24 protein-coding genes are annotated in these 25881 nt (G+C 61.4%); 15 read left to right on the top strand and 9 right to left on the bottom strand.

The annotated features are described in order from the left end of the window. Nucleotides 1-130 precede the first annotated feature (130 nt). From ACJ8OK_RS06590 to ACJ8OK_RS06555, 8 genes are all read left to right on the top strand, one after another. On the top strand, nucleotides 131-667 hold the full coding sequence (locus ACJ8OK_RS06590; RefSeq protein ID WP_004938999.1) for a DUF924 family protein: 537 nt from the start codon (nucleotides 131-133) through the stop codon (nucleotides 665-667). Between the two features lie 358 nt (nucleotides 668-1025). Next, the gene (locus ACJ8OK_RS06585) at nucleotides 1026-1982 is read left to right on the top strand and encodes an isoaspartyl peptidase/L-asparaginase family protein (RefSeq protein ID WP_004938998.1); all 957 of its coding nucleotides are present in this window, start codon (nucleotides 1026-1028) and stop codon (nucleotides 1980-1982) included. A gap of 19 nt (nucleotides 1983-2001) precedes the next feature. Then, complete coding sequence (locus tag ACJ8OK_RS06580) at nucleotides 2002-3876, top strand: dipeptide ABC transporter ATP-binding protein (RefSeq protein WP_274850687.1); 1875 nt, start codon at nucleotides 2002-2004, stop codon at nucleotides 3874-3876. A gap of 23 nt (nucleotides 3877-3899) precedes the next feature. Beyond that, complete coding sequence (gene gsiB, locus ACJ8OK_RS06575) at nucleotides 3900-5435, top strand: glutathione ABC transporter substrate-binding protein GsiB (RefSeq protein WP_004938996.1); 1536 nt, start codon at nucleotides 3900-3902, stop codon at nucleotides 5433-5435. Between the two features lie 52 nt (nucleotides 5436-5487). After that, on the top strand, nucleotides 5488-6408 hold the full coding sequence (gsiC, locus tag ACJ8OK_RS06570; RefSeq protein WP_060559032.1) for a glutathione ABC transporter permease GsiC: 921 nt from the start codon (nucleotides 5488-5490) through the stop codon (nucleotides 6406-6408). 9 nt (nucleotides 6409-6417) lie between these two features. Next, nucleotides 6418-7326: a glutathione ABC transporter permease GsiD gene (gene gsiD / locus ACJ8OK_RS06565; protein WP_019454428.1), complete on the top strand. Its 909-nt coding sequence runs from the start codon at nucleotides 6418-6420 to the stop codon at nucleotides 7324-7326. Between the two features lie 81 nt (nucleotides 7327-7407). Further along, on the top strand, nucleotides 7408-7650 hold the full coding sequence (locus tag ACJ8OK_RS06560) for a type II toxin-antitoxin system CcdA family antitoxin (protein WP_078061989.1): 243 nt from the start codon (nucleotides 7408-7410) through the stop codon (nucleotides 7648-7650). A 2-nt stretch (nucleotides 7651-7652) separates the two neighbouring features. Further along, nucleotides 7653-7961, top strand: coding sequence for a CcdB family protein (locus ACJ8OK_RS06555; RefSeq protein WP_033633716.1), 309 nt, complete (start codon nucleotides 7653-7655; stop codon nucleotides 7959-7961). 36 nt (nucleotides 7962-7997) lie between these two features. Here the strand turns inward: ACJ8OK_RS06555 and fghA are convergent, their stop codons facing one another. The 3 genes from fghA to ptrR are packed head-to-tail and all read right to left on the bottom strand — an operon-like array spanning nucleotide 7998 to nucleotide 10929. Further along, complete coding sequence (fghA, locus tag ACJ8OK_RS06550) at nucleotides 7998-8840, bottom strand: S-formylglutathione hydrolase (RefSeq protein ID WP_048322602.1); 843 nt, start codon at nucleotides 8838-8840, stop codon at nucleotides 7998-8000. Between the two features lie 14 nt (nucleotides 8841-8854). Next, a complete protein-coding gene (locus tag ACJ8OK_RS06545) occupies nucleotides 8855-9979 on the bottom strand; it encodes an S-(hydroxymethyl)glutathione dehydrogenase/class III alcohol dehydrogenase (RefSeq protein WP_180295530.1) in 1125 nt (374 codons plus the stop codon). 29 nt (nucleotides 9980-10008) lie between these two features. Beyond that, nucleotides 10009-10929, bottom strand: a complete 921-nt coding sequence (ptrR, locus tag ACJ8OK_RS06540; protein ID WP_004938975.1) for a putrescine utilization regulator PtrR — start codon at nucleotides 10927-10929, stop codon at nucleotides 10009-10011. Between the two features lie 105 nt (nucleotides 10930-11034). On the opposite strand from ptrR, the gene ACJ8OK_RS06535 reads away from it, so the two are divergent. From ACJ8OK_RS06535 to mglC, 7 genes are all read left to right on the top strand, one after another. Next, nucleotides 11035-12192, top strand: coding sequence for a YbfB/YjiJ family MFS transporter (locus ACJ8OK_RS06535; RefSeq protein WP_004938972.1), 1158 nt, complete (start codon nucleotides 11035-11037; stop codon nucleotides 12190-12192). A 244-nt stretch (nucleotides 12193-12436) separates the two neighbouring features. Further along, nucleotides 12437-13102 (top strand): GTP cyclohydrolase I FolE, encoded by a 666-nt coding sequence (gene folE, locus ACJ8OK_RS06530; protein ID WP_004938969.1) that lies wholly within the window; start codon nucleotides 12437-12439, stop codon nucleotides 13100-13102. A 79-nt stretch (nucleotides 13103-13181) separates the two neighbouring features. Further along, a complete protein-coding gene (gene yeiB, locus ACJ8OK_RS06525) occupies nucleotides 13182-14354 on the top strand; it encodes a DUF418 domain-containing protein YeiB (RefSeq protein ID WP_048322605.1) in 1173 nt (390 codons plus the stop codon). Nucleotides 14355-14481: 127 nt separating this feature from the next. Beyond that, nucleotides 14482-15519 carry an HTH-type transcriptional regulator GalS gene (galS, locus tag ACJ8OK_RS06520; protein WP_442530467.1) on the top strand — a complete coding sequence of 346 codons (1038 nt, stop codon included), beginning with the start codon at nucleotides 14482-14484 and terminating at the stop codon, nucleotides 15517-15519. A gap of 264 nt (nucleotides 15520-15783) precedes the next feature. Continuing rightward, nucleotides 15784-16776 (top strand): galactose/glucose ABC transporter substrate-binding protein MglB, encoded by a 993-nt coding sequence (gene mglB, locus ACJ8OK_RS06515; protein WP_004938962.1) that lies wholly within the window; start codon nucleotides 15784-15786, stop codon nucleotides 16774-16776. A 99-nt stretch (nucleotides 16777-16875) separates the two neighbouring features. Further along, on the top strand, nucleotides 16876-18384 hold the full coding sequence (mglA, locus tag ACJ8OK_RS06510) for a galactose/methyl galactoside ABC transporter ATP-binding protein MglA (RefSeq protein ID WP_004938959.1): 1509 nt from the start codon (nucleotides 16876-16878) through the stop codon (nucleotides 18382-18384). Nucleotides 18385-18395: 11 nt separating this feature from the next. Further along, entirely contained in the window at nucleotides 18396-19406 is a 1011-nt protein-coding gene (mglC, locus tag ACJ8OK_RS06505; protein WP_004938953.1) for a galactose/methyl galactoside ABC transporter permease MglC, read from the top strand. A gap of 66 nt (nucleotides 19407-19472) precedes the next feature. On the opposite strand, the gene sanA is transcribed toward mglC, so the two are convergent. The 6 genes from sanA to ACJ8OK_RS06475 all read right to left on the bottom strand — a co-directional run bounded on the left by sanA (nucleotide 19473) and on the right by ACJ8OK_RS06475 (nucleotide 25779). Further along, the gene (gene sanA / locus ACJ8OK_RS06500) at nucleotides 19473-20216 is read right to left on the bottom strand and encodes an outer membrane permeability protein SanA (RefSeq protein ID WP_004938948.1); all 744 of its coding nucleotides are present in this window, start codon (nucleotides 20214-20216) and stop codon (nucleotides 19473-19475) included. A gap of 169 nt (nucleotides 20217-20385) precedes the next feature. Further along, on the bottom strand, nucleotides 20386-22083 hold the full coding sequence (locus ACJ8OK_RS06495) for an NAD-dependent malic enzyme (protein ID WP_004938945.1): 1698 nt from the start codon (nucleotides 22081-22083) through the stop codon (nucleotides 20386-20388). Nucleotides 22084-22304: 221 nt separating this feature from the next. Next, nucleotides 22305-23189: a cytidine deaminase gene (gene cdd / locus ACJ8OK_RS06490; protein WP_033633714.1), complete on the bottom strand. Its 885-nt coding sequence runs from the start codon at nucleotides 23187-23189 to the stop codon at nucleotides 22305-22307. Nucleotides 23190-23326: 137 nt separating this feature from the next. Next, the gene (locus ACJ8OK_RS06485; RefSeq protein WP_004938941.1) at nucleotides 23327-24022 is read right to left on the bottom strand and encodes a CidB/LrgB family autolysis modulator; all 696 of its coding nucleotides are present in this window, start codon (nucleotides 24020-24022) and stop codon (nucleotides 23327-23329) included. Beyond that, entirely contained in the window at nucleotides 24019-24426 is a 408-nt protein-coding gene (locus ACJ8OK_RS06480) for a CidA/LrgA family protein (RefSeq protein ID WP_033633713.1), read from the bottom strand. Before ACJ8OK_RS06480 ends, ACJ8OK_RS06485 begins: the two co-directional genes overlap by 4 nt. A 138-nt stretch (nucleotides 24427-24564) precedes the next feature. Beyond that, the gene (locus ACJ8OK_RS06475; RefSeq protein WP_442530466.1) at nucleotides 24565-25779 is read right to left on the bottom strand and encodes an MFS transporter; all 1215 of its coding nucleotides are present in this window, start codon (nucleotides 25777-25779) and stop codon (nucleotides 24565-24567) included. Nucleotides 25780-25881: the final 102 nt, after the last annotated feature.

The following is a 25881-nucleotide window of genomic DNA, read 5'->3' as shown; positions in this document are numbered from 1 at the left end:
AATGATAGCGACAAAGTGCGGCTATTATGGCAGAGAACGCCGGGGGGGAGAACGGGGTATGCCCGCCATCTTTCGCACTGCGCCGGAAGCGTGAACGGGTATAAACTGCGTAAAACAGAGGAGGATCATGATGCATAAACAGGTTATCGAGTTCTGGTTCGACGAGATCGAACCGGTGATGTGGTTCAAAAAGGACGATGATTTCGATCGTCTGCTGCATAGCCGCTTCGGCGAAATCTGGCGGGCGGCGGCGGCGGGGGAACTGGCGCACTGGCGCGACACCATCGAAGGGCGCCTGGCGGAGGTGATCGTGCTCGATCAGTTCAGCCGTAACCTGTTTCGCGGCACGCCGCAGTCGTTCGCCTGCGACGGCATGGCGCTGGTCCTGGCGCAGGAGGCGATCCGCAGCGGCGAGTGCGAACGGCTGAGCCGTGAGCAGCGCGGTTTCCTTTATCTGCCGTTCATGCATTCGGAATCACCGCTGATCCACCAGCAGGCGCTGGTGTTATATACCGAGCTTAATAACGGCGACCAGCTGGAGTTCGAGCTACGGCATAAGGCGATCATCGATCGTTTCGGCCGCTACCCGCATCGCAACGCAATATTGGGGCGCATCAGCACGCCGGAAGAAGAGGCCTTTTTACGGCAGCCCGGCTCGGGTTTTTAATCGTCGGATCATCTGCGCCCGGCCGGGGAAAAAACAGCAGGTCGGGCGCCACAATAAGCGTGACTCAGCGCGAACGTTTATTTCATTACGCCATGCCGCTATTTCCTCTCGCGAAATTACCAATAATCCCAGCCGCACTGTCAGCGGTTTGCCGCTTTTTATAACCTGCTGTTTTTATTCCAATAAGCTATTTCAAGGTGCGAAATGGTCTAAGCGCGCTACGCTAAAAGCGGGACGTGGACGTTATGCTGTACTTCCACTGTAGGACTAAATAGAGTCGAAAAAGACTGAATAATAATGATACCGCGCTCAGCTTATTCGCTGCGCAACGGCGGGATTAACACAGGGTGTCAGGCAAATGAGCAAACCAGTGATTGCCATTCATGGCGGCGCGGGCGCAATTACCCGGGCGGCGCTGAGTGCGGAAAAAGAACGGCAGTATATCCAGGCGCTGTCCGAGATCGTGGCCGCCGGGCAGGCGGTACTGGCGCAGGGCGGCAGCGCGCTGGACGCGGTGACCGAAGCGGTGCGGCTGCTGGAGGAATGCCCGCTGTTCAACGCCGGCAAAGGCTCGGTGTTTACCCATCAGGGCACCCACGAACTGGACGCCTGCGTGATGGACGGCCGCACCTGCGACGCCGGCGCTGTCGCCGGCGTCAGCCATATCCGCAACCCGGTGCTGGCGGCGCGTGCGGTGCTGGAAAACAGTGAGCACGTGCTGTTTGCCGCCGAAGGCGCCGAGAAGTTTGCCGCCGCCCACGGCCTGGAAATGGTTACTCCCGACTTCTTCTTTACCCAGGAACGCTTTGATCAGTTGCACCGTGCCCAGGCGGAGCAGGGGCGGGTCTTGCTCGATCACGACGGCGCGGCGCAGGCCGGCGAACCGCTCGATCCCGATCGCAAATTCGGCACCGTCGGCGCGGTGGCGCTGGATGCGCTGGGCAACCTCGCCGCCGCCACTTCCACCGGTGGCATGACCAACAAGCAGGCCGGGCGGGTAGGCGACACGCCGATCATCGGCGCCGGTTGCTATGCCAACAACGCCACGGTGGCGGTCTCCAGCACCGGCACCGGCGAAATCTTCATGCGCGGCGTGGCGGCCTATGACGTCTCCGCCCTGATCGAATACGGCGGCCTCAGCCTGCAAGAGGCCAGCGATCGGGTGGTGATGGAGAAGCTGCCGGCGCTGGGCGGCAGCGGCGGCATGATCGCCGTCGATCGCCACGGCAATATCGCGCTGCCGTTCAACAGCGAGGGGATGTACCGCGGTTTTGGCTATGTCGGCGATGCGCCGTCCGTCGGGATTTATCGCTAAGCGTTCACCGGGAGGGTGTATGACCGACGTTTCATTTCGGCCCGTTGGCGATGGGTTGTCATTGCCGCCGCAGCGTGTGCTGTCGGTGCGCGATCTGAGCATCAGTTTTCCTCAATCGGAAGGTGCCGTGGAAGCGGTGCGCAACCTGTCGTTCGAGCTCGATCGCAGCGAGACGCTGGCGATCGTCGGCGAGTCCGGCTCCGGCAAATCGGTGACTTCACTGGGGCTGATGCGGCTGGTGGAGCAGGGCGGCGGGCGCATCGTCGGCGGCGCCATGACGCTGCGCCGGCGCGACGGCGCGCTGCTCGATCTGGCGCGCGCCTCGCAGAGCACGCTGCGCACGGTGCGCGGCGCCGACATGGCGATGATCTTCCAGGAACCGATGACCTCGCTCAACCCGGTGTTTCCGGTCGGCGAGCAGATCGCCGAATCGCTGCGTTTGCATCAGGGCATGGATCACCGCAGCGCGCGCCAGGAGGCGCTGCGCATGCTCGATCTGGTGCGTATTCCGGAGGCTAAAGAGGTGTTGGGGCGCTACCCGCACCAGCTTTCCGGCGGCATGCGCCAGCGGGTGATGATCGCCATGGCGCTCTCCTGCAAGCCGGCGCTGTTGATCGCCGATGAGCCCACCACCGCCCTCGACGTCACCATTCAGGCGCAGATCCTGCAGCTGATCCGCGTGCTGCAACAGGAGATGCAGATGGGGGTGATCTTCATCACTCACGACATGGGCGTGGTGGCGGAGATCGCTGACCGGGTGCTGGTGATGCGCCGCGGTGAGCAGGTGGAGCAAAATCGGGTGCGCGAGCTGTTTGCCACGCCGCAGCAGGCCTATACCCGGGCGCTGTTGGCGGCGGTGCCGAAGCTGGGGGCGATGGCCGATCGGCCGCTGCCAGCAAAGTTTCCGCTGCCGGGTGGCGAGGGCGATGAAGCACCGCAGGATAACGTGCCGTTAAACGCCGCGCCGATCCTGCGGGTGGAGCATCTGGTCACGCGTTTTGATCTGCGCGGCGGGCTGTTCAATCGGGTCACTCGCCGGGTGCACGCGGTGGAAAACGTCAGTTTCGATCTTTACCCCGGCGAGACGCTGGGGCTGGTGGGCGAGTCCGGCTGCGGCAAGTCCACCACCGGGCGCTCTTTGCTGAAGCTGGTGGACAGCCAGAGCGGCACCATCACCTTCGCCGGGCGGCGAATCGATCGGTTGAAGGGAGCGGCGCTGCAGCACCTGCGGCGCGATATTCAGTTCATTTTTCAAGATCCTTACGCCTCGCTCGATCCGCGCCTGACGGTCGGTTTCTCCATCATGGAGCCGCTGCTGGTGCACAACGTGATGCGCGGCCGTGAGGCGGAACGGCGGGTGGCCTGGCTGCTGGAACGCGTCGGCCTGTTGCCGGAACATGCGCGCCGCTACCCGCACGAATTTTCCGGCGGCCAGCGCCAGCGCATCTGCATCGCGCGCGCGCTGGCGCTGAACCCGAAAGTGGTGATCGCCGATGAGGCGGTCTCGGCGCTGGACGTGTCGATTCAGGCGCAGATCGTCAATCTGTTGCTCGATCTGCAGCGCGAATTCGGCATCGCTTTCTTGTTCATTTCGCACGACATGGCGGTGGTGGAGCGGATCAGCCACCGGGTGGCGGTGATGTACCTCGGGCAGATCGTCGAGATCGGCCCGCGGCAGGCGGTGTTCGACAATCCGCAGCATCCCTACACCCGCAAGCTGATGGCGGCGGTGCCGGTGGCCGATCCCGCTCACGCCCACAAACGGCAGCCGCTGCCGGCCGATGAGATCCCCAGCCCGGTGCGCGCGCTGGGCGATGAACCCGTTACCGCACCGCTGGTGCAGGTTGGCGCCGGGCACTTTGTCGCCCGCCACCCGATCGCCGGTGCTTTTTAAAGACCTCAGGAGAGACAAGCGACATGAAGCACACATTCAAACGCAATGCGCTGTTGGCCGCCGTACTGCTGGCGGCGGGAACCGGCCCGGTCTGGGCGGCGAAGGACGCGGTGATCGCCGTGGCCTCCAACTTCACCACCCTCGATCCTTACGACGCCAACGACACGCTGTCGCAGGCGGTGGCCAAGTCTTTCTATCAGGGGCTGTTCGGCTTTGATAAGGACATGAAGCTGGTGAACGTGCTTGCGGACAGCTATGAGGTCAGCAAAGACGGCCTGACCTACACCGTCAAACTGCGCCAGGGCATTAAATTCCACGACGGCACCGCGTTCAACGCCGAGGCGGTGAAAGTCAACCTCGACCGCGCCAGCAACCCGGACAGCCACCTCAAGCGCTACAACCTGTTCAAGATGATCGACAAAACCGAGGCGGTGGACGCCAATACGGTGAAGATCGTGCTGAAGGCGCCGTTCTCGGCGTTCGTCAACAATCTGGCGCACCCGGCGGCGGCGATCATCTCGCCGGCGGCGCTGAAACAATACGGCAAGGAGATCGGTTTCCACCCGGTCGGCACCGGGCCGTATCAGTTCGTGACCTGGAACCAGACCGATTTCGTCAAGGTGAAGAAGTTCGACGGCTACTGGCAGCCGGGGCTGCCGAAGCTCGACAGCATCACCTGGCGCCCGGTGGTGGATAACAACACCCGCGCGGCGATGCTGCAGACCGGCGAGGCGACCTTCGCCTTCCCGATCCCTTACGAGCAGGCCAAGGTGCTGGAAGGCAACGCCAAGCTGGACGTGGTGGCCGCGCCGTCGATCCTGCAGCGTTACATCAGCATGAACGTCACCCAAAAGCCGTTCGACAACCCGAAGGTGCGCCAGGCGCTGAACTACGCCATCAACAAGGACGCGCTGATCAAGGTGGCGTTCGCCGGTTACGCGGTGCCGGCGGAAGGGCCGGTGCCGCCGGCGATCGATTTCGCCGCCCGCTATAAGCCGTGGCCGTACGATCCGGCCAAGGCGCGCGAGCTGCTGAAAGAGGCCGGCTACCCGAACGGCTTCACCACCACGCTGTGGTCTTCCCACAACCACAGCACCGCGCAGAAAGTGCTGCAGTTCACCCAACAGCAGCTGGCGCAGGTGGGGGTGAAAGTGACGGTGACGGCGATGGATGCCGGGCAGCGCGCGGCGCAGGTGGAGAGCGTCGGGGTGAAAGACACCGGCGTGCGGCTGTTCTACACCGGCTGGTCGGCCTCGACCGGGGAAGCGGACTGGGCGCTGTCGCCGCTGTTCTCCACTCAGGCGGCGCCGCCGAAGCAGTTCAACACCGCGTTCTACAGCAATCCGCAGGTGGACAAGGATCTGACCGACGCGCTGGCGACCACCGATCGCGCCGAGAAGCAGAAACTGTATCAGGACGCGCAGGATCGCATCTGGGCCGACGCGCCCTGGATCTTCCTGGCGACCGAACGTCTGTTGTCGGCCAACAGCAAACAGCTGAGCGGTTTCTACGTGATGCCGGATACCTCGTTCAACTTTGATAACGCCGATCTGAAATAAGGCGCCCATCCCCGCCCGTGGCCACGCGGCTGCGGGCGGGGGAAGGAATGAGATGCTCAATTATTTTCTGAAACGACTGCTGGGCCTGATCCCGACGCTGCTGATCGTGGCGGTGCTGGTGTTCCTGTTCGTCCACCTGCTGCCGGGCGATCCGGCGCGGCTGGCGGCGGGGCCGGAGGCCGACGAGGCGGTGGTACAGCTGGTGCGCAAGGATTTGGGGCTGGATAAGCCGCTGCCGCAGCAGTTCGCGCACTTTTTCGTCAACGCGCTGCGGGGCGACTTCGGCACCTCGATGGTGTCCAAGCGCCCGGTGAGCGAAGAGATCGCCTCGCGCTTTCTGCCGACCTTCTGGCTGACCGTCACCAGCATGCTGTGGGCGGTGGCGTTCGGCCTGGCGATCGGCGTGGTGTCGGCGGTGTGGCGCAATCGCTGGCCGGATCGCCTCGGCATGACGCTGGCGGTGTCGGGGATCTCGTTTCCGGCCTTTGCGCTCGGCATGCTGCTGATGCAGGTGTTCTCGGTCGAGCTGGGGTGGCTGCCGACGGTGGGCGCCGACAGCTGGCGGCACTACATTCTGCCTTCGGTAACCCTGGGGGCGGCGGTGGCGGCGGTGATGGCGCGCTTCACCCGCGCTTCGTTCGTCGAGGTGCTGCAGGAGGACTACATGCGCACCGCCCGCGCCAAGGGCGTGCGGGAAAGCGTGGTGGTGATGAAACACGGCCTGCGTAACGCGATGATCCCGGTGGTGACCATGATGGGGCTGCAGTTCGGCTTCCTGCTCGGCGGTTCGATCGTGGTGGAGAAGGTGTTCAACTGGCCGGGGCTGGGGCGCTTGCTGGTGGACTCGGTGGAGATGCGCGATTACCCGGTGATCCAGGCCGAGGTGCTGCTGTTCTCGCTGGAGTTCATCCTGATCAACCTGCTGGTGGATATGCTGTACGCGGCGATCAACCCGGCGATTCGTTACCAATGAGGATGCGGCATGATTAAGCATTGGCGGCGCAACGCTGCACTGAAGGCGATGCCGCTTATTGACCCCAACGCGGTACGCACGCCGTGGGGTGAGTTTTGGCGGCGTTTTCGCCGCCAGCGGGCGGCGCTGGTCGCCGGTCTGTTGGTGCTGCTGCTGATCGCGGCGGCGCTGCTGGCGCCTTATCTGGCGCCGTTCGATGCGGAAAACTATTTCGATTACGATCGGCTGAACGAGGGGCCTTCGCTGATGCACTGGCTGGGTGTGGATTCCCTCGGGCGCGATATCTTCAGCCGCATCCTGATGGGCACGCGCATTTCGCTGGCGGCCGGGGTGTTCTCGGTGCTGGCGGGCGGGGCGATCGGCACCCTGCTGGGGCTGCTGGCCGGCTACTATGAGGGCTGGTGGGATCGCCTCACCATGCGCGTCTGCGACGTGCTGTTCGCGTTTCCCGGCATTCTGCTGGCGATCGGCGTGGTGGCGATCATGGGCAGCGGCATGGCCAACGTGATCGTCGCGGTGGCGATCTTCAGCATTCCGGCCTTTGCTCGCCTGGTGCGCGGCAACACGCTGGTGCTGAAGCACCTGACCTATATCGAGTCGGCGCGCAGCATCGGCGCCTCGGACTGGACCATCATTCTGCGGCATATTCTGCCGGGCACGTTGTCGTCGATCGTAGTCTATTTCACCCTGCGCATCGGCACCTCGATCATCACCGCCGCCAGCCTGTCGTTTTTGGGTCTGGGCGCCCAGCCGCCGACGCCGGAGTGGGGGGCGATGCTCAACGAAGCGCGCGCCGATATGGTGATCGCGCCGCACGTGGCGATCTTCCCCAGCCTGGCGATATTCATCACCGTGCTGGCGTTCAACCTGTTGGGGGACGGATTGCGCGACGCGCTGGATCCGAAGCTGAAGGGGTGAGGGTATCGCTGAATTGGCATACCCCTGTTTTACGAGTATAATTGATGAAAATTTGACCCGTGTATGTTACAGGGATGAGGAATGGATATGGCAAATAACAATGTGACGAAAAAGACAGTCAACGTAACCATCGATCGCGATCTTTTCCAGCGCGCAAAATCCCTGGGCGTCAATGTGTCATCCGTATTGACGGACGCATTGAGCGTTCGTGTCAGGGACATTGAGATTCAACAGTGGCGCGAGCAAAATCGTGCGGCGTTAGAAGAACTTAATCGTATCACTGAAGAAAATGGTTTGTTGTCTGATGAATATCGGACATTTTAAATATGCAGTTTACCGTATATGACAATACATATCCGGCATCAGCCTATCCCTACTTACTGGACGTTCAAAGCGATCTTATTGATGCCCTCTCGACCCGGTTAATGATCCCTCTTTATGCTTTGGATAACGTCAGGGTTAAAATTTCTGCACGCTTATGCCCGGAGATTGAGGTAAACGGCGAAAAGTTTCTCGTTATGACGCATGAGATGGCTGCCGTACGTATTTCACAGCTCGGGAAGGCCGTTGGTAATGCCAATGAGCACAGGAATCAAATTAAAGCTGCCATCGATTTTCTGATTGATGGCTTTTGAAGAAATCCGGGCGGTTTAACCGCCCGGATTTTTTTATCAGCGGAACAGGTGCTCGGCGTGGAAGCGCAGGTGATCTTCCACGAAGGTGGCGATGGTGAAGTAGCTGTGATCGTACCCCGGCTGAATGCGCAGCGTCAGCGGCCAGTCGCGCTGGCGCGCCAGTTCGGCCAGCCGCGCCGGCTGCAGCTGATCGGCCAGGAACTGGTCGTCGTCGCCCTGATCGATAAGGACCGGCATTTTCTCCGCGCCGCTGGCCAGCAGATGGCAGCTGTCGTACTGCAGCCACTGGCTTTCGTCGCTGCCCAGATAGGCAGTGAAGGCTTTGCGGCCCCACGGCACCTGGCACGGGTTGACGATCGGCGCGAAGGCCGATACCGAGCGGAAGCGCTGCGGATTGCGAAACGCCATCATCAGCGCGCCGTGGCCGCCCATCGAGTGGCCGAAGATCGACTGACGATCGCTGACGCTGAAGTGCTGTGCGATCAGCGCCGGCAGTTCGGCGCTGATGTAGTCGTACATGCGGAAGTGACGATCCCACGGCGCCTGGGTGGCGTTCAGGTAGAATCCGGCGCCCTGGCCCAGATCGTAGCCTTCATCGTTCGGCACCTCGTCGCCGCGCGGGCTGGTGTCCGGCATCACCAGCACCAGGCCCAGCTCGGCGGCGATGCGCTGCGCGCCGGCTTTCAACGTGAAGTTCTCGTCGTTGCAGGTCAGCCCCGACAGCCAGTACAGCACCGGCGGCGGGTTATCATCGCGCGGCGGCGGCAGGTAGATGCTGAATGTCATGTTGCAATTCAGGCTCTGCGCCGCGTGGCGATAACGCTGTTGCCAGCCGCCGAACATGCGGTGCTCTTCGAGAAGTTCCAATGACAACGTCATCTCTGCCTCCTGGCTTATTGGTCGAAGTGGATGACGGTGCGGATCGATTTGCCTTCGTGCATCAAATCGAACGCTTCGTTGATCTGCTCCAGCCCCATGGTGTGGGTGATAAAGTCGTTCAGCGCGAATTCGCCGTCCAGATAGCGCTCGACGATGCCCGGCAGCTGCGAACGGCCCTTGACGCCGCCGAATGCCGAGCCGCGCCAGACGCGGCCGGTGACCAGCTGGAACGGCCGGGTCGAGATCTCTTCGCCGGCGCCCGCGACGCCGATGATCACCGATTCCCCCCAGCCCTTGTGGCAGCATTCCAGCGCGGAACGCATCACGTTGACGTTGCCGATGCACTCGAAGGAGAAGTCGACGCCGCCGTCGGTCAGCTCGACGATCACCTCCTGAATCGGTTTGTCATAGTCTTTCGGGTTGATCAGATCGGTAGCGCCCAGCTTGCGCGCCAGATCGAACTTGCTGGTGTTGATGTCGATGCCGATGATGCGGCCTGCGCCGGCCATCTGCGCGCCGATGATCGCCGACAGGCCGATGCCGCCCAGGCCGAAGATCGCCACGGTGTCGCCCGGTTGCACTTTGGCGGTGTTGATCACCGCGCCCATGCCGGTAGTGACGCCGCAGCCCAGCAGGCACACTTCCTCCAGCGGCGCTTCCTTGTTGATTTTCGCCAGTGAAATTTCCGGCACCACGGTGTATTCGGAGAAGGTGGAGGTGCCCATGTAGTGGAAGATCGGCTTGCCGTCCTTGAAGAAGCGGGTGGTGCCGTCCGGCATCAGGCCTTTACCCTGAGTGGCGCGGATCGCCTGGCACAGGTTGGTCTTGCCGGATTTACAGAATTTGCACTCGCCGCATTCCGGGGTATAGAGCGGGATCACGTGGTCGCCGACCGCCACGCTGGTGACGCCTTCACCGACCGCTTCCACCACGCCGCCGCCCTCATGGCCGAGGATCGCCGGGAACACGCCTTCCGGATCTTTGCCGGACAGGGTGTAGGCGTCGGTATGGCAGACGCCGGTAGCGACGATCCGCACCAGCACTTCGCCTTTTTGCGGTGGCATCAGATCGACTTCCTCAATCTTCAGCGGCTGGTTCGGGCCCCAGGCAACGGCGGCGCGGGTTTTGATCATCTCCATCATAGTCTCCTCAGTGGTTTTCTTTTAAATCAGGCGATATCGCTAACGTCTGATAAATCGTTGGGGGTGCTTTCATCAACAGCGGCGGTTTCCGTCTGTTCAATAATCAATTCTTTCAGCGCGCGCACGTTCGGCCCGAACGCGTCGCGGCGCCACAGCAGCCAGGTGGCGGTGTCGGCCACGTCCGGCGGCAGGGTGTGAACCCGAACCCGCTCATGGCCCGGCAGCAGGCTGAGCACCGAATGAGGGATCATCGCCAGCCCGGCGCCGCTGGCGACGCAGGCCAGCATGGCGTGATAGGACTGGATCTCCATGATCTGCCCCGGCCGCGCGCCTTCGCGCTTGAACCAGGCCTCCAGCCGCAGGCGGTAGGAGCAGCTGGCGCGAAAGGCGAACAGCGTCTCGCCGTTGGCGTCTTTGGCGCTGTGGATCGGCGCGTGATCGAGACAGGAGATCACCACCATATGTTCAGGATAGGCGATACAGCCGTTCAACTCGTCATAAGGCACCGGGCCGTCGACCAGCGCCGCCGCCAGCGTGCCGGCGCGCACCCGATCGGCGATTTCGCCGGAGGTGCCGGTGGTCAGCGACAGTGAAACCTGCGAGAAGCGCTGGTGGTAAGCCGCCAGCAGCGAGGGCAGGCGGGTGGCGGCGGTGCTCTCCATCGAGCCGAGAGCGAAGTTGCCCGCCGGTTCGCCTGCATGGGTGATGCTCATCGCCTCGTCGCTCAGCGCCAGGATGCGGTTGGCGTAGCACAGAAAGTTATGGCCCATCGGCGACAGGCGCAGGCGCTGTTTTTCGCGGATAAACAGATCGGCGCCCAGCTCCTGCTCGAGCTGGCGCAGCCGGGTGGTCAGATTCGACGGCACGCGGTGCAGCTGCTCGGCGGCGCGGGCGACCGAGCCGGTTTCCGCTACGCAGCAGAACATGCGAAGCTGGGTCAGATCCATAATGTTCTCGTTTCGTGATGAACTTGATTAGTATTATTCAGTTTTTGTGAGTTTAATACTGCGGCATGATACTGGCAACTTTCTTTTAACCTTTTGGATGCCGATATGGCTTTACGTATTGCCTTGAGCGGGTTTGCCGCGCTGATCGTGGCGATGGGCATTGGCCGCTTCGCTTTCACCCCTCAGGTGCCGCTGATGATCGCGGAACATCAGTTCAGCCTGACCGGTGCCGGGCTGGTGGCGGCGATCAACTATTTGGGCTACCTGTGCGGCGCCTACGACGCGATGCGCGCCACGCGCCACGTCGAGCGGCGCCTGTGGCTGGGCGTATGGGGCGCGATGGCGCTGACGCTACTGTCGGCGCTGGCGCAGGATGAATGGACGCACGGTGCGCTGCGCTTCGTCATCGGCTGGGCCAGCGGCTGGGCGATGGTGCTGGTGGCGGCCTGGACCAACGAGCGGTTGGCGCACTATGGCCGGCCGGCGCTGAGCGCGGCGGTGTTCGCCGGACCGGGCGCCGGCATCTTTCTCAGCGGCATGCTGGCGGTGGGCATCAACGCGCTGGGGCTGACGGCGGCGCAGGCCTGGTTGGTGTATGGCGGGCTGGCGCTGGTGCTGGTCGGGGGGATTAGCGCCTTTCTGCCGCGCAGCGGCGAGCTGCATCGCCCGGACGTGGCCCCGGAGCCGCTGCTGCTGACGCCGGCGCTCAAACGCCTGGTGTGGAGCTACAGCCTGGCCGGCTTCGGCTATATCCTGCCGGCGACCTTTTTGTCGCAGATGGCGGCGGCGCGCTTTCCCGCCAGCCTGTTCGCGCAGTTCGTCTGGCCGGTGTTCGGCGGTGCGGCGGTGCTGGGGATTGTCATCGGCATTCTGACCCGCCATCGGCTGACCACTCAGACCCGGCTGGCGATCACGCTGTGGATACAGGCGCTCGGCGTACTGAGCGCCGAAGTGGTGCCGGGCGTGGCCGGCCTGGCGCTTGGGGCGTTGCTGACCGGCGGCGGTTTCCTCTGCGTGGTGCAGCTTGCTCTTCAGCACGGGCGTGAGCTGGCGCCGCGTCATGCGCGTTACATGGCCGGACTGTTGACCACCGGTTATGCGATCGGCCAACTGGTCGGGCCGATGCTGTCGGCGCTGTCGACCGCCTTGACCCATCGGCTGGAGCCGGCGCTGTATGTGGCGGTGGCGGCGCTGTTGGCGGCCGGAGGGCTGGTGGTGAATACCCCGGCGCGGCGGTTGGCGCAAAAAACGGCGACTCGGTGATTAAAATCCATACAAAACGCATGGAAACCCGCAGCCGGCCTGATTGTGCTAAATGCGAATATTTCACCTGCGGATGAAGCACTATCGCTGGATAATCGCCGCGCTCTCATCTACAGTGGGGGCAAAATCTTGACCGGGTTCACGTTATCCACCACGAAAACTCTGCCGTCACGAGAGCAAGCAATTCGCCGGCCGCACGCCCTATCAGGCCGCCGGCGGGTTCCGTCCGCAGGAGAACAAATACATGACATCATTAAGTAAAGAAGCCGCGCTGGTGCATGCGGCACTGGAAGAGCGTGGTCTGGAGACACCGCTGCGCGGGGAAGTGCTGGATCGCGAAACGCGCAAGCGTCGCATCAAAGAGCACATGACCGAAATCATGCAGCTGCTGAATCTCGATCTGTCCGATGACAGCCTGGCGGAAACGCCGCATCGCATCGCCAAAATGTATGTCGACGAGATCTTCTCCGGGCTGGACTACGCCAACTTCCCGAAAATCACCGTCATCGAGAACAAGATGAAGGTGGATGAGATGGTGACGGTGCGCGATATCACGCTGACCAGCACCTGTGAACACCACTTCGTGACCATCGACGGCAAGGCTACCGTGGCCTATATCCCGAAAGACTCGGTGATCGGCCTGTCGAAGATCAACCGCATCGTGCAGTTCTTCTCCCAGCGTCCGCAGGTGCAAGAGCGCCTGACCCAGCAGATCCTGGTGGCGCTGCAGACCCTACTCGGCACCAATAACGTGGCGGTATCGATCGATGCGGTCCATTATTGTGTCAAGGCGCGCGGTATTCGCGACGCGACCAGCGCCACCACCACCACCTCGCTGGGGGGGCTGTTCAAGTCCAGCCAGAATACCCGCCAGGAGTTCCTGCGTGCGGTGCGTCATCACCAGGGGTGATGGCGTTGCGGGGCGACCCGCAAGACGACAACAGGCGCCTGCGGGCGCCTTTTTCATGAGCGGAAGACAGCGATAAAAAATGAACAGTCATCCTCTGCCGCGCATTGCCACGCTGGACTGCGTGCGCGGCATCGCCATCCTCGGCATTTTATTGCTGAACATCAGCGCCTTCGGCTTGCCGAAGGCCGCCTACCTCAATCCGGCCTATCTGGGGATGCCGTCATCGCGCGATGCCTGGACCTGGGCGCTGCTGGATATCTTCGCCCAGGCCAAGTTCCTGGCGATGTTCGCGCTGCTGTTCGGCGCCGGGCTGCAAATGCTGCTGCGGCGCGGCAAAAGCTGGATCCGCGCGCGGCTGTCGTGGCTGGTGTTGTTCGGCCTCGCGCACGCCATCTTCCTGTGGGACGGCGACATTCTGCTGGCCTACGGGCTGATCGGCCTGGTGTGCTGGCGCATGATCCGCGAGGCCAAAGAAACCTTCCAACTGCTGAAAACCGGCGTCGTGCTGTACCTGATTGGCGTGGCGGTACTGCTGCTGCTCGGTTTTGTCTCGCACGGTGAGCCGGGCAGCTTCTGGCAGCCGGGCGTGGCGGAGTTGCAGTACGAGAAGTTTTGGAAGCTGCAGGGCGGTTTCGAAGCCTGGCGCAGCCGCGCCGATCTGCTCTCGTCCAGCCTGCTGGCCATCGGCGCGCAGTATGGCTGGGAGCTGGCGGGGCTGATGCTGTTCGGCGCCGGGCTGATGCGCAGCGGCTGGCTGCGCGGCAGCTATTCCTCCGGCTATTACCTGCGGCAGGCGGCGTGGCTGCTGCCGCTTTCGGTGCTGATCCAACTGCCGGCGGTGGCGCTGCAATGGCAGGTGCACTGGGACTATCGCTGGAGCGGTTTCCTGCTGCAGGTGCCGCGCGAGCTGGGCGCCCCGCTGCAGGCGATGGGCTATCTGGCGCTATGTTACGGTTTCTGGCCCGCGCTGTCGCGCCTGCGCATCGCTCGCTGGCTGACCCTGGTGGGGCGTATGGCGTTAAGCAACTACCTGCTGCAAACGCTGATCTGCACCACGCTGTTTTATCGTTTCGGCCTCTATGAGCAGTTTGACCGGCTTCAGCTGTTGGCGTTTGTGCCGCTGGTCTGGTTGGTCAACCTGGTCTTTTCCGCACTGTGGCTGCGTTACTTCGAGCAGGGGCCGATGGAATGGCTGTGGCGCAAACTGACGCAGTTGGCCGCCGGTGAAGCGGAAGCCAAAGCGCTGAAGTGAGCGCCCGTCGGCAGGTTAAAAAAATGTATGTAAACGTTTTCTTTCCTGTGACGTAATTCACGCAGAGCAGCGTGCCAATCGGGGTAGGATAGCGCCACCGGCCACTACCCCGATTTCAGGATCCCGCATGCCTCCAGTTCATCCGATCACCATTCGCGACGTGGCGAAACGCGCCGGGGTCTCCGTGGCGACCGTCTCCCGCGTGCTGAACCACAGCGCGCTGACCAGCAAAGAGACGCGCGAGCAGGTGCTGCAGGCGGTGGCGGATCTGGGCTATCGCCCCAATGCCAACGCGCAGGCGTTGGCGACCCAAAGCAGCGATACGTTGGGCGTGGTGGTGATGGACGTCTCCGATCCGTTCTTCGGCGCGCTGGTGAAAGCGGTAGACACGGTAGCGCAGAAACACCACAAGTATCTGCTGATCGGCAACAGCTATCATCAGGCGGACAAAGAGCGCCACGCGATCGAAGTGCTGATCCGCCAGCGCTGTAACGCCCTGATTGTTCACGCCAAAGCCCTGAGCGACGCCGAGCTGATCGGTTTTCTGGAGCAGGTACCGGGCATGGTGCTGATCAACCGGATTATCCCCGGCTATGAGCCGCGTTGCGTCGGGCTGGATAACGTCTGCGGCGCAGAAATGGCGATGCGTCTTTTGCTGTCGCAGGGCCACCGGCGCATCGGCTATCTGGGCTCCAATCACCCGATCGAAGACGGGCCGCTGCGCCAGCAGGGCTATGCGCAGGCGATGGCCGCCGCCGGGCTGGCCACGCCCGACAACTGGCGTGCCTACGGTTCGCCGGATCTGCAGGGCGGCGAGACGGCGATGGTCGAGCTGCTGGGGCGCAACTTACAGCTGAGCGCGGTGTTCGCCTACAACGACGCTATGGCCGCCGGCGCTATGGCGGTGTTGAAAGAAAACGGTATCACGGTGCCGCAGCATTTCTCGCTGATCGGCTTCGACGACATCCCCATCGCGCGTTATACCAGCCCCAAACTCACCACGGTGCGCTACCCGATCGTCTCGATGGCCACGCTGGCGACCGAGCTGGCATTGCAGGGCGCAGCAGGCCTGGCGGAGCCGCAGGCCGCTCACCTGTTCATGCCGACGCTGGTGCAGCGCCATTCTGTCGCCCCCTGGCAAAGTGAGGCGACGGTCACTCTCTGACGATTTAATCTTGTGTAACCGTTTTCAATCTGTGAGAAAATTCACAGAATATTAACATCGCGCCGTCTATGCTCTAGGCGTTTTCCGGCGCAAAGGCCCTTGCCGCTGCAACCTTTATCTCGCGCTGACACAGCATTTCTCGGAAATAACAAGATCCACGGACGACAGGTGTTGAGTGGAAATCGCCAGGCCTGGGGTGTACGCACTGCCGGTGACCATTGGCTCAAAGACGAGTAATACCCTACACAGAACCGGAGACTGACAATGAATAAGAAGGTTTTCACCCTGGCCGCCATGGCCGCTGCCATGATGTTTGGCGCCGCAGCCCATGCTGATACCCGTATTGGCGTCACGATTTACAAATACGACGACAACTTCATGTCGGTGGTGCGTAAGGCGATCGAGAAAGACGCCAAGGCTTCACCGGACGTTACCCTGCTGATGAATGATTCGCAGAACGACCAGTCCAAGCAGAACGATCAGATCGACGTGCTGCTGGCCAAGGGCGTGAAAGCGCTGGCGATCAACCTGGTCGACCCGGCCGCGGCGCCGGTGGTTATCGATAAGGCGCGCGCAAACGATATCCCGGTGGTGTTCTACAACAAAGAACCTTCCCGCAAGGCGCTGGACAGCTATGACAAGGCATATTACGTCGGCACCGACTCCAAAGAATCCGGCGTGATCCAGGGCGAACTGATCGCCAAACACTGGCAAGCCAACCCGGCCTGGGATCTGAATAAAGACGGCCAGATCCAGTTCGTGCTGCTGAAGGGCGAGCCGGGCCACCCGGATGCCGAAGCGCGCACCACCTACGTGGTGAAAACGCTGAACGAAAAAGGCATCAAGACCCAGCAGCTGCAGATGGATACCGCGATGTGGGATACCGCGCAGGCGAAAGACAAGATGGATGCCTGGCTCTCCGGCCCGAACGCCAACAAGATCGAAGTGGTGATCGCCAACAACGACGCCATGGCGATGGGCGCGGTGGAAGCGCTGAAAGCGCACAACAAGACCAGTATTCCGGTGTTCGGCGTCGATGCGCTGCCTGAAGCGCTGGCGCTGGTGAAATCCGGCGCGATGGCGGGCACGGTGCTGAACGACGCCGACAACCAGGCGAAGGCCACCTTCGAGCTGGCGAAAAACCTGGCGGCGGGCAAGCCGGCCACCGAAGGCACCCAATATAAAATCGAAAATAAAGTCGTGCGTATTCCTTACGTCGGCGTAGATAAAGACAACCTGTCTCAGTTTGTTAAATAAGAATTGAGATCCCGCTAAGACCCCGCCTGCGGCGCCAACACCAGGGATACCGCCGGCGGGGATGTTTACGACTGCAAGATCGTTAAGCCAGGTGTATTTATGGCCGATAGCTCACGCGAATTTTTGCTGGAAATGACGGATATCTGTAAGTCATTTCCCGGCGTCAAAGCCTTGGACAATGTCAATTTACGCGTCCGTCCGCACTCGATTCACGCCCTGATGGGGGAGAATGGCGCGGGGAAATCGACGTTGTTGAAATGCCTGTTCGGCATTTACAAAAAAGACAGCGGCAGCATTGTATTTCAGGGCCGGGAAATCGATTTCAAGAGCTCGAAGGAAGCGCTGGAACACGGCGTTTCGATGGTGCATCAGGAGCTGAACCTGGTGCTGCAACGCACCGTGATGGACAACATGTGGCTGGGGCGCTACCCGACCAAAGGCCTGTTCGTCGATCAGGACAAGATGTTCAAAGACACTCAGGCGATCTTCGACGAGCTGGATATTGACATCAACCCGCGCGAAAAGGTGGGCAACCTGTCGGTGTCGCAGATGCAGATGATCGAGATTGCCAAGGCGTTTTCCTACGACGCCAAGATCGTCATCATGGATGAACCGACCTCTTCGCTGACGGAGAAAGAGGTCAATCACCTGTTCACCATCATCCGCAAGCTGAAAGAGCGCGGCTGCGGCATCGTCTATATCTCGCACAAGATGGAAGAGATCTTCCAGCTGTGCGACGAGATAACGGTGCTGCGCGACGGCCAGTGGATCGCCACCCAGCCGCTGGAAGGGCTGGATATGGACAAGATCATCGCCATGATGGTCGGCCGCTCGCTGAGCCAGCGTTTCCCCGACAGGCAGAACACGCCGGGTGAGGTGATCCTCGAGGTGAAGAACCTGACATCGCTGCGCCAGCCTTCGATCCGCGATGTTTCCTTCGATCTGCACCAGGGCGAGATCCTCGGCATCGCCGGGCTGGTGGGCGCCAAGCGCACCGATATCGTCGAGACGCTGTTCGGCATTCGTGAAAAGGTGGCGGGCACCATCAAGCTGCACGGCAAGGCGATCGACAACCACAGCGCCAACGAAGCGATCAACCACGGCTTTGCGCTGGTGACCGAAGAGCGGCGATCCACCGGGATTTACGCCTACCTCGACGTGGGTTTCAACTCGCTGATCTCCAATATCCGCAATTATAAAAACAAGCTCGGCCTGCTGGATAACGCGCGGATGAAGAGCGACACCCAATGGGTGATCGACGCCATGCGGGTGAAAACGCCGGGGCATCACACCCATATCGGTTCGCTGTCCGGCGGCAACCAACAGAAGGTGATCATCGGCCGCTGGCTGCTGACGCAGCCGGAGATCCTGATGCTGGATGAACCGACGCGCGGCATTGACGTGGGCGCCAAGTTCGAGATCTATCAGCTGATGACCGAGCTGGCGAAAAAGGGCAAGGGGATCATTATCGTCTCGTCCGAAATGCCGGAGCTGTTGGGGATCACCGACCGCATTTTGGTGATGAGCAACGGCCAGGTTGCGGGCATCGTTAATACCAAGCAGACCTCGCAGAATGAAATCTTACGTCTCGCCTCCCTGCACCTTTAAGGATTCGAATTATGAACGCGCTAAATAAAAAAACCTTATTTACCTATTTCAAGGAAGGCGGCATTTACGTGGTGTTGCTGGTGCTGTTGGCTATCATCATCATTCAGGACCCGACTTTCCTCAGCCTGATGAACCTGAGCAATATCCTGACGCAGTCTTCGGTGCGCATCATCATCGCGCTGGGCGTGGCGGGGCTGATCGTTACCCAAGGCACCGACCTGTCCGCCGGGCGGCAGGTGGGGTTGGCGGCGGTGGTGGCGGCCACGCTGCTGCAATCGATGGATAACGTCAACAAGGTGTTCCCGCACATGGAAACCTGGTCGATTCCCCTGGTCATCCTGCTGGTATGTGCGGTCGGCGCGGTGATCGGCCTGGTTAACGGCCTGATTATCGCCTATCTCAACGTGACGCCGTTCATCACCACCTTGGGCACCATGATCATCGTCTACGGCATCAACTCGCTGTATTACGATTCGGTCGGCGCGTCGCCGGTCGCGGGCTTTGATCCGAAGTTTTCCACCTTTGCCCAAGGCTTCTTGCGCTTCGGCGACTTTAAGCTGTCGTACATTACCTTTTACGCGCTGATTGCCATCATTTTCGTCTGGATCCTGTGGACCAAGACCCGCTTCGGCAAGAACATCTTCGCCATCGGCGGCAACCCGGAAGCGGCCAAGGTCTCCGGCGTTAACGTACCGCTGAACCTGATCATGATCTATGCGCTGTCCGGCGTGTTCTACGCCTTCGGCGGCCTGCTGGAAGCGGGGCGTATCGGCAGCGCCACCAATAACCTCGGCTTTATGTATGAGCTGGACGCCATCGCCGCCTGCGTGGTGGGGGGCGTATCCTTCGCCGGCGGCGTGGGTACGGTGTGGGGCGTGGTGACAGGGGTGATCATCTTTACCGTCATCAACTACGGCCTGACCTATATCGGCATCAACCCGTACTGGCAGTACATCATCAAGGGCAGCATCATCATCTTCGCCGTGGCGCTGGACTCGTTGAAATACGCCAAGAAGAAGTAGAGCTACCGCAGCACAGACGACAAGGCCGGCAAAATATGCCGGCCTTTCTTTTTGGGGCATTACCCGTCAGGGCTGTTTGGCTTTCTGCTTCTCTTCTTTCAGCTTGTGCTCCAGCTCAACCAACTGTTCCGGCGAGACGGCGGGATAGCCCTGGGCGTCTTCCGGCACGGTGTGCATGGCGGAGATCGGGATCAGCGGGCCGAGGAAGCGCGGTTCACGCTTGAGGATGTACAGATCGGTCAGCGCGCCCAGGCGGGCGAAGATCTCGCGGGCGCGCACCGTCATCATGTCCTTCGGCGACGGCACCGCGTAACACTGCGCCTGAATGCCCATGTGCAGGGCGATGAACAGTGCGCGCTCGCAGTGGAAGCGCTGGGTGATGATGATGAAATCGTTGGTGTCGAACACCTTGCGGGTGCGCACGATGGAATCCAGGGTGCGGAAACCGGCGTAATCCAGCACGATATCGCTCGGCGCCACGCCGGCGGCAATCAGATCGCGCCGCATGGTCATCGGTTCGTTATAGCTTTGCTGGGCGTTGTCGCCGCTCAGCAGCAGGTATTTCACCTTGCCGCTGTTATAGGCGTTGATCGCTCCCTGAATGCGGTAACGGTAATACTGGTTGATCACCCCGGTGCGATAATACTTGGCGGTGCCGAGCACCACGCCGACCTGGCGATGCGGCAATTCCTGCAGTTCGTCGTAGACGTAAGGTGCGGTTTTCCAACTGATCCAGCGATCGAGCGCAATAGCCGAACCCATCAACACCGCAATGATGATGAACAGGCTGATGATCAGGCGTTTCCACATGTTGTTGCCTTACGCGCGCCGGGCTGAAAAAGATGGATCAAGGCTACTTTACCTGACCGACCGACGCAAGACGCGAACCGCCTGAAGCACGCGCGCCGCCGCATTTTTCGGCGGTTTTGCCGCACAAAAAAGCCCGGCGGAGCCGGGCTGGGTCATTTCAGCTCACCATTCAGAACGAGGTGCGCTTGTAGCTGCGGTACTGCGGCCGCCAGAAGTTGTGCTCGATGGCTTTCGACAGCGCATCTTCGGAGGTGACGATCGCCACGCCCTGCAGCTGGGCGGCTTTACCCACTTCCATGGCGATGCACTTCGACACGCCCTGAATATCGTCGATATTCGGCAGCAGCGCGCCGTGGCCGTCGGTAGCCAGCGGCGAACAGTCCGCCAGTGCGCGGCTGGCGGCCATCAGCATGGCGTCGGTGACGCGAGTGGCGCCGGAGGCCAGCACGCCCAGACCGATCCCCGGGAAGATGTAGGAGTTATTGCACTGGGCGATCGGGTACAGCTGCTCTTTGTAGCTTACCGGCGCGAACGGGCTGCCGGTCGCCACCAGGGCGGCGCCGTCGGTCCAGTTGATGATGTCTTCCGGGCGGGCTTCCACGCGCGAGGTCGGGTTGGACAGCGGCATCACGATAGGGCGTTCGCAGTGCTTGTGCATCTCGCGGATCAGCTCTTCGGTAAACAGCCCCGGCTGGCCGGACACGCCGATCAGAATGGTCGGCTTGGCGTTGCGCACCACGTCCAGCAGCGAGATGGCGTCGCTGGCGGTTTCCCAGCCGGCCAGGTTGTCGCTCTTCTGCACCAGCTTGCTCTGGAAATCGAGTAGGTTCGGCAGTTTGTCGGTCAGCAGGCCGAAACGGTCGACCATGAACACGCGGGCGCGCGCTTCGTCTTCGCTCAACCCTTCGGACTTCATCTGCGCGATGATCTGCTCGGCGATGCCGCAGCCCGCGGAACCGGCGCCGAGGAAGGTGACGGTTTGATCGCGCAGCTGGCTGCCGGCGGCGCGGCTGGCGGCGATCAGGCTGCCGAGGGTGACCGCGGCGGTGCCCTGAATGTCATCGTTGAAGCAGCAGATCTCGTCGCGGTAGCGGTTCAGCAGCGGGGTGGCGTTGTTCTGCGCGAAGTCTTCGAACTGCAGCAGCACGTTCGGCCAGCGGCGTTTGACCGCCTGAATAAACTCTTCGACGAAGGCGTGGTACTCCTCGCCGGAGATGCGCGGATGGCGCCAGCCCATGTACAGCGGATCGTTGAGGCGCTGCGGGTTGTTGGTGCCGACGTCCAGCACCACCGGCAGCGTGTAGGCCGGGCTGATGCCGCCGCAGGCGGTGTACAGCGACAGCTTGCCAATTGGAATCCCCATGCCGCCGATGCCCTGATCGCCCAGGCCGAGAATGCGCTCGCCGTCGGTGACCACGATCACCTTGACGTTCTGCTTGGTGGCGTTTTGCAGCATGTCATCGATGCGATCGCGGTTCGGGTAGGAGATGAACAGCCCGCGCGCGCGGCGGTAGATATCGGAGAAGTGTTCGCAGGCCTCGCCGACGGTCGGGGTGTAGATGATCGGCATCATCTCGCTCAGGTGCGAGTCCAGCAGGCGATAGAACAGGGTTTCGTTGGTGTCCTGGATGTTGCGCAGATAGATATGCTTATCGTTATCGTTCTTGAAATCCTGATACTGACGGTAGGCGCGTTCCACCTGTTCTTCGATGGTCTCCACCGCTTCCGGCAGCAGGCCGTGCAGGTTGAAGTGGCTACGTTCTTCCTCGGTGAAAGCGCTGCCTTTGTTCAGCAGCGGAAATTCCAGCAGAATCGGGCCGGCGTAAGGGATATAGAGCGGGCGTTTGCTTTCGTATTCTAGTTCCATCAGTTTTACTCTTCACGTATCAGATAACTTTATTGCCGACGATCCTAAGAGATAAAGAGAAGATGTACAGCATTTGTTGCCAGATGATGAACCAGGTTGGCGTAATTATCGACAATCAAATGATTTTTTAACTAAAGAAAGTGTCTCTGGCGGCGTCGGGGCATTGTATTTGGCGGGCGGGGCTGTTAACGGCGGAACCGGATGGCCCCGCCGTGGCGCGCTTAGAAAGCGGCGCGGCTGACGTTCTGGCAGCCCAGCGCCGCCAGGGTAGCGCGGGTGGCGTCCCACTGGCTGAGGATCGCCTTCTGCGGCTCGGCCAACACGGCGCGGCGGATGTTCAGGCAATCGCCGCCGGAGAGGTTCAGCAGGATCAGCGCAGCCTGCAGCGGCGGCAGGCTCGGGTTGAAGGCGGCGTTTTCTGCATAGCGGCCGGCGTAGAGGCTGCCGTCCTGCGTTTCCAGCGCTACGCCGCTGTGGGCGTTGCTGTACGGAGCATGGCTCTGATTGGCCGCCGCCAGCGCCGCCTGCGCCAGCGCATCGTCCAGCGCCAGCCGGTGGCCGTGATCGACCTTGTCCATCAGCAGCGAAGCGATATCCAGATCTTTCGGGCCGAAGGCGTCCGGCAGATAGTCCGCCAGCGTGGTCGGCGCGCGGCCCGGCAGACGGATCTGCAGCTCGCCGCCGCTGTTCAGTTCATTCATAAACTGGCGGCAATGGCCGCACGGCGTGTAGTTGACGGTGACCGAGGCCAGCGCCGGCTCGCCGCGCAGCCAGGCATGGGTAACCGCGCACTGCTCTGCATGCACGGTTTGCTGCAGCGGCGCGCCGCTGAACTCCATATTGGCGCCGAAATAGAGGTTGCCGCTTTGCCCGCGCGCGATGGCGCCGACGTGAAAGTGCGATATCGGGGTTAACGAGCAGGCCGCCGCCAGCGGCAGCAGCGCGAATGCCAGCGCATCATCGTCCAGCCCGCAGCCTGTGCGGATCGCCGCCGCTTGCTCGGCCGTGAACATCGCCGGAAAGTCTGGCGCGTCCAGATAGGGCCGCAGGGCGGATTGCAGTGTCGCGGGCAGTGCGCTGAAAGCGGTGTGAAAACGCGGATGCATAGAAAGTCTCTCTACGGGTTAACGGGATAACATTCTAGGCAGGCCAGAGATATTAAAGTGTGATTAATGTCTCTTAATTGATGAAATTAATGCAATGAAATACATAAATGCGAGACGTATCGCAAGTTTCACCCTATTCAGCCGAACAGGCGCAGCAGCACCGGGAACAGGAACGGTGCCAGCAGCGAGGTGATGATGCCGCAGATCACCAACGCCAGCGAGCCGAAAGCGCCTTCCTGGTAGTCCATCTCGGCGCAGCGTGCGGTGCCCAGCGCGTGGGATGCCGTGCCCATCGCCAGGCCGCGCGCCGAGTGGGTGGTGATTTTCAACAGGTTGAACAGCGTATGGCCGAACACGGCGCCAAGGATACCGACGAAAATGACGCAGACTGCGCTGATCGCCGGAATGCCGCCGAGCGAGTCCGCGACGGCCATGGCGATCGGCGTAGTGACCGATTTCGGCAGGATAGAGGCGGCGATTTCCGGCGTGGCGCCCAGCCACAGGGCGATGGCGCCGCCGCTGATCATGGCGGTCAGGCTGCCGATGAAGCACACCGCGATAATCGACTTCCAGCGCGCGCGGATCTGGTGCAGCTGCTCATAGAGCGGGAAGGCCAGCGCGACGACCGCCGGCTGCAGCAGATCGTTGAGGATTTTGCTGCCCTGAAAGTAGCGTTCATAGGGAATACCGGTGAGCAGCAGCAGCGGGATGATCACCGCCATGGACACCAGCAGCGGGTTGAGCAGCGGCATATTCAGCTTGCGCGCCAGCCAGCGCGCGGCGAAATAGACCGCCAGCGTCAGCGGCAACGACCACCAGATTTCATGGATCATGAATTGTCCTCCGTGTCGTCGGGCTTGCCGGCGATGCGGCGCTCGCGATGAAAATAGTGTGAGGTATAGCCGACCACCACCAACACCATCAGCGTGCTGATGAGGCAAGAGATAACCAGCGGGCCCAGATGCGCGACGATCTGGTCGTAGTATTTCATCACCCCGACGCCGATCGGCACGAACAGCAGTACCATATAGCGGATCAGCAAATGGCAGCCGGGTTTAACCCATTTGGCCGGCATAATCTGGGTAGAGAGCAGGGCGAACAGCAGCAGCATGCCAATGATGCTGCCGGGAATGGCGAACGGCAGCAGCGCCGCCACCGCGTTGCCGACGAACAGACACAGGTAGATAAGGAGCAGGGCCCTCAGGTATTTCCAGCACAGTGTGAGCACGTTGGCCATTGTCTTTTCCCGTTTAACTGATGTATTCATCATACAATTAAACTGTGAGCCATGCCACAGATCGCACTATGAATTCTCGCTATGCCCGCCATGCGCGATCGGCGGGTTGACAGCCCGGAATGGCCGCTACGCGCGGATTCAGCGCGCGTCTTCGGCGGTTGCCGCAGCCTGTTCTGCCAGCCGATGGCCAAGGAAGAAAAACAGCAGGCTAAGCAGCGCGCAAACGATCAACATCACGAACATCAACGGCGGCGCGGCATAGCTGAGCAACATACCGCTCAGAACCGGGTTGATGGCGCCGCCCAGCGCGCTGAGGTTTTGTACTCCATAGTAACTGCCTTTCAGGTGCGGCGGCGCAATGAAGTCGATGAACATGTATTCCACCGGGATAACGATGATTTCACCGAGGGTAAACACCGCCATCGCCGCCAGCCACAGCCAGACCGCCTGGCCAGCCGCCATGAAACCGTGCAGCCCGACGATGAAAAACAGCGTGCCCAGCACCAGCCAGCGCAGCATGTTTTCCTGGCGCATGCCGCGGCTGATCAGGTATTGCAGGGCGATGACGATGCCGGCGTTGACGATCATCACCAACCCAATGATTTTGTAGGCGAACTCGGCGCTGGAGACGGTGATCAGATACTGTGACAGATAGCCGGTGAACTGACCGAACACCACGGCGCCCAGGGTGCTGCCGAGGGTGAAGTAGATAAGCCGCCGATCGTTTCGCAAGATAGTCACCGTCTGGCGGAAGTTGGGGAGTGCCGCCGGTGCGGCGGCGGTTGTTGTCGGGCGCTGTTCCCGGCCGCGCAAGCGCAGGCTTAGCGCCGTCACCGTCGCCAGCGCCAACCCGCCCGACAGGTAAAACGGCAGCAGCGGGCTAAGCCCGGCCACCAGCACGCCGAGCGCAGAGCCGATCGCCCAGCCGACGTTGACCAGCGTGTAGTTGATTGAGAAAGCCTTGATGCGCTGCTCGACCGGCAGCCAGTCGGCGAAGCAGGCCTTTATGGTGATGCTTAACACCGAATAACAGGTATGCAGGATCGCCAGCACCACGATCACGCCGCCGGGGCGCGGGATCCAGGGAATGGCGAAGAAACTCAGCGCGAACAATAAAATCGACAGCAGGATCAGGCGGTTTTTGCTGAATTTGTCCACCAGATAGCCGCCGTACAGGCTGGCGATGATGCCGAGGGTCAGGCTGACGCCCAGGATCACGCCCACGCTCTTCGGCAGCAGATGGAAATGTTCGGTGAGGTAGATGGTGATGAACGGCAGCGTCACGCCGCGGCCGATGGTCAACACCAGCGAACTGGCCAGCAGTACGTTGATCAGCGGGGGGAATCCCTTCATTCGAGGCCTGTCTATGCATACAGTTATTGGGCGATGCAGATAACATAGCGCATTTTGGCGAGGACGGAAGGGGAAAGCCGATAATTAGTTTAAAAACAGAGG

The sequence above is a fragment of the Serratia sp. CY71090 genome (assembly GCF_052166845.1).
Lineage (GTDB): Bacteria > Pseudomonadota > Gammaproteobacteria > Enterobacterales > Enterobacteriaceae > Serratia > Serratia nematodiphila.
The sequence above is the reverse complement of the archived record's forward strand: the minus strand, read 5'-3'. Positions and strand labels throughout refer to the sequence as shown.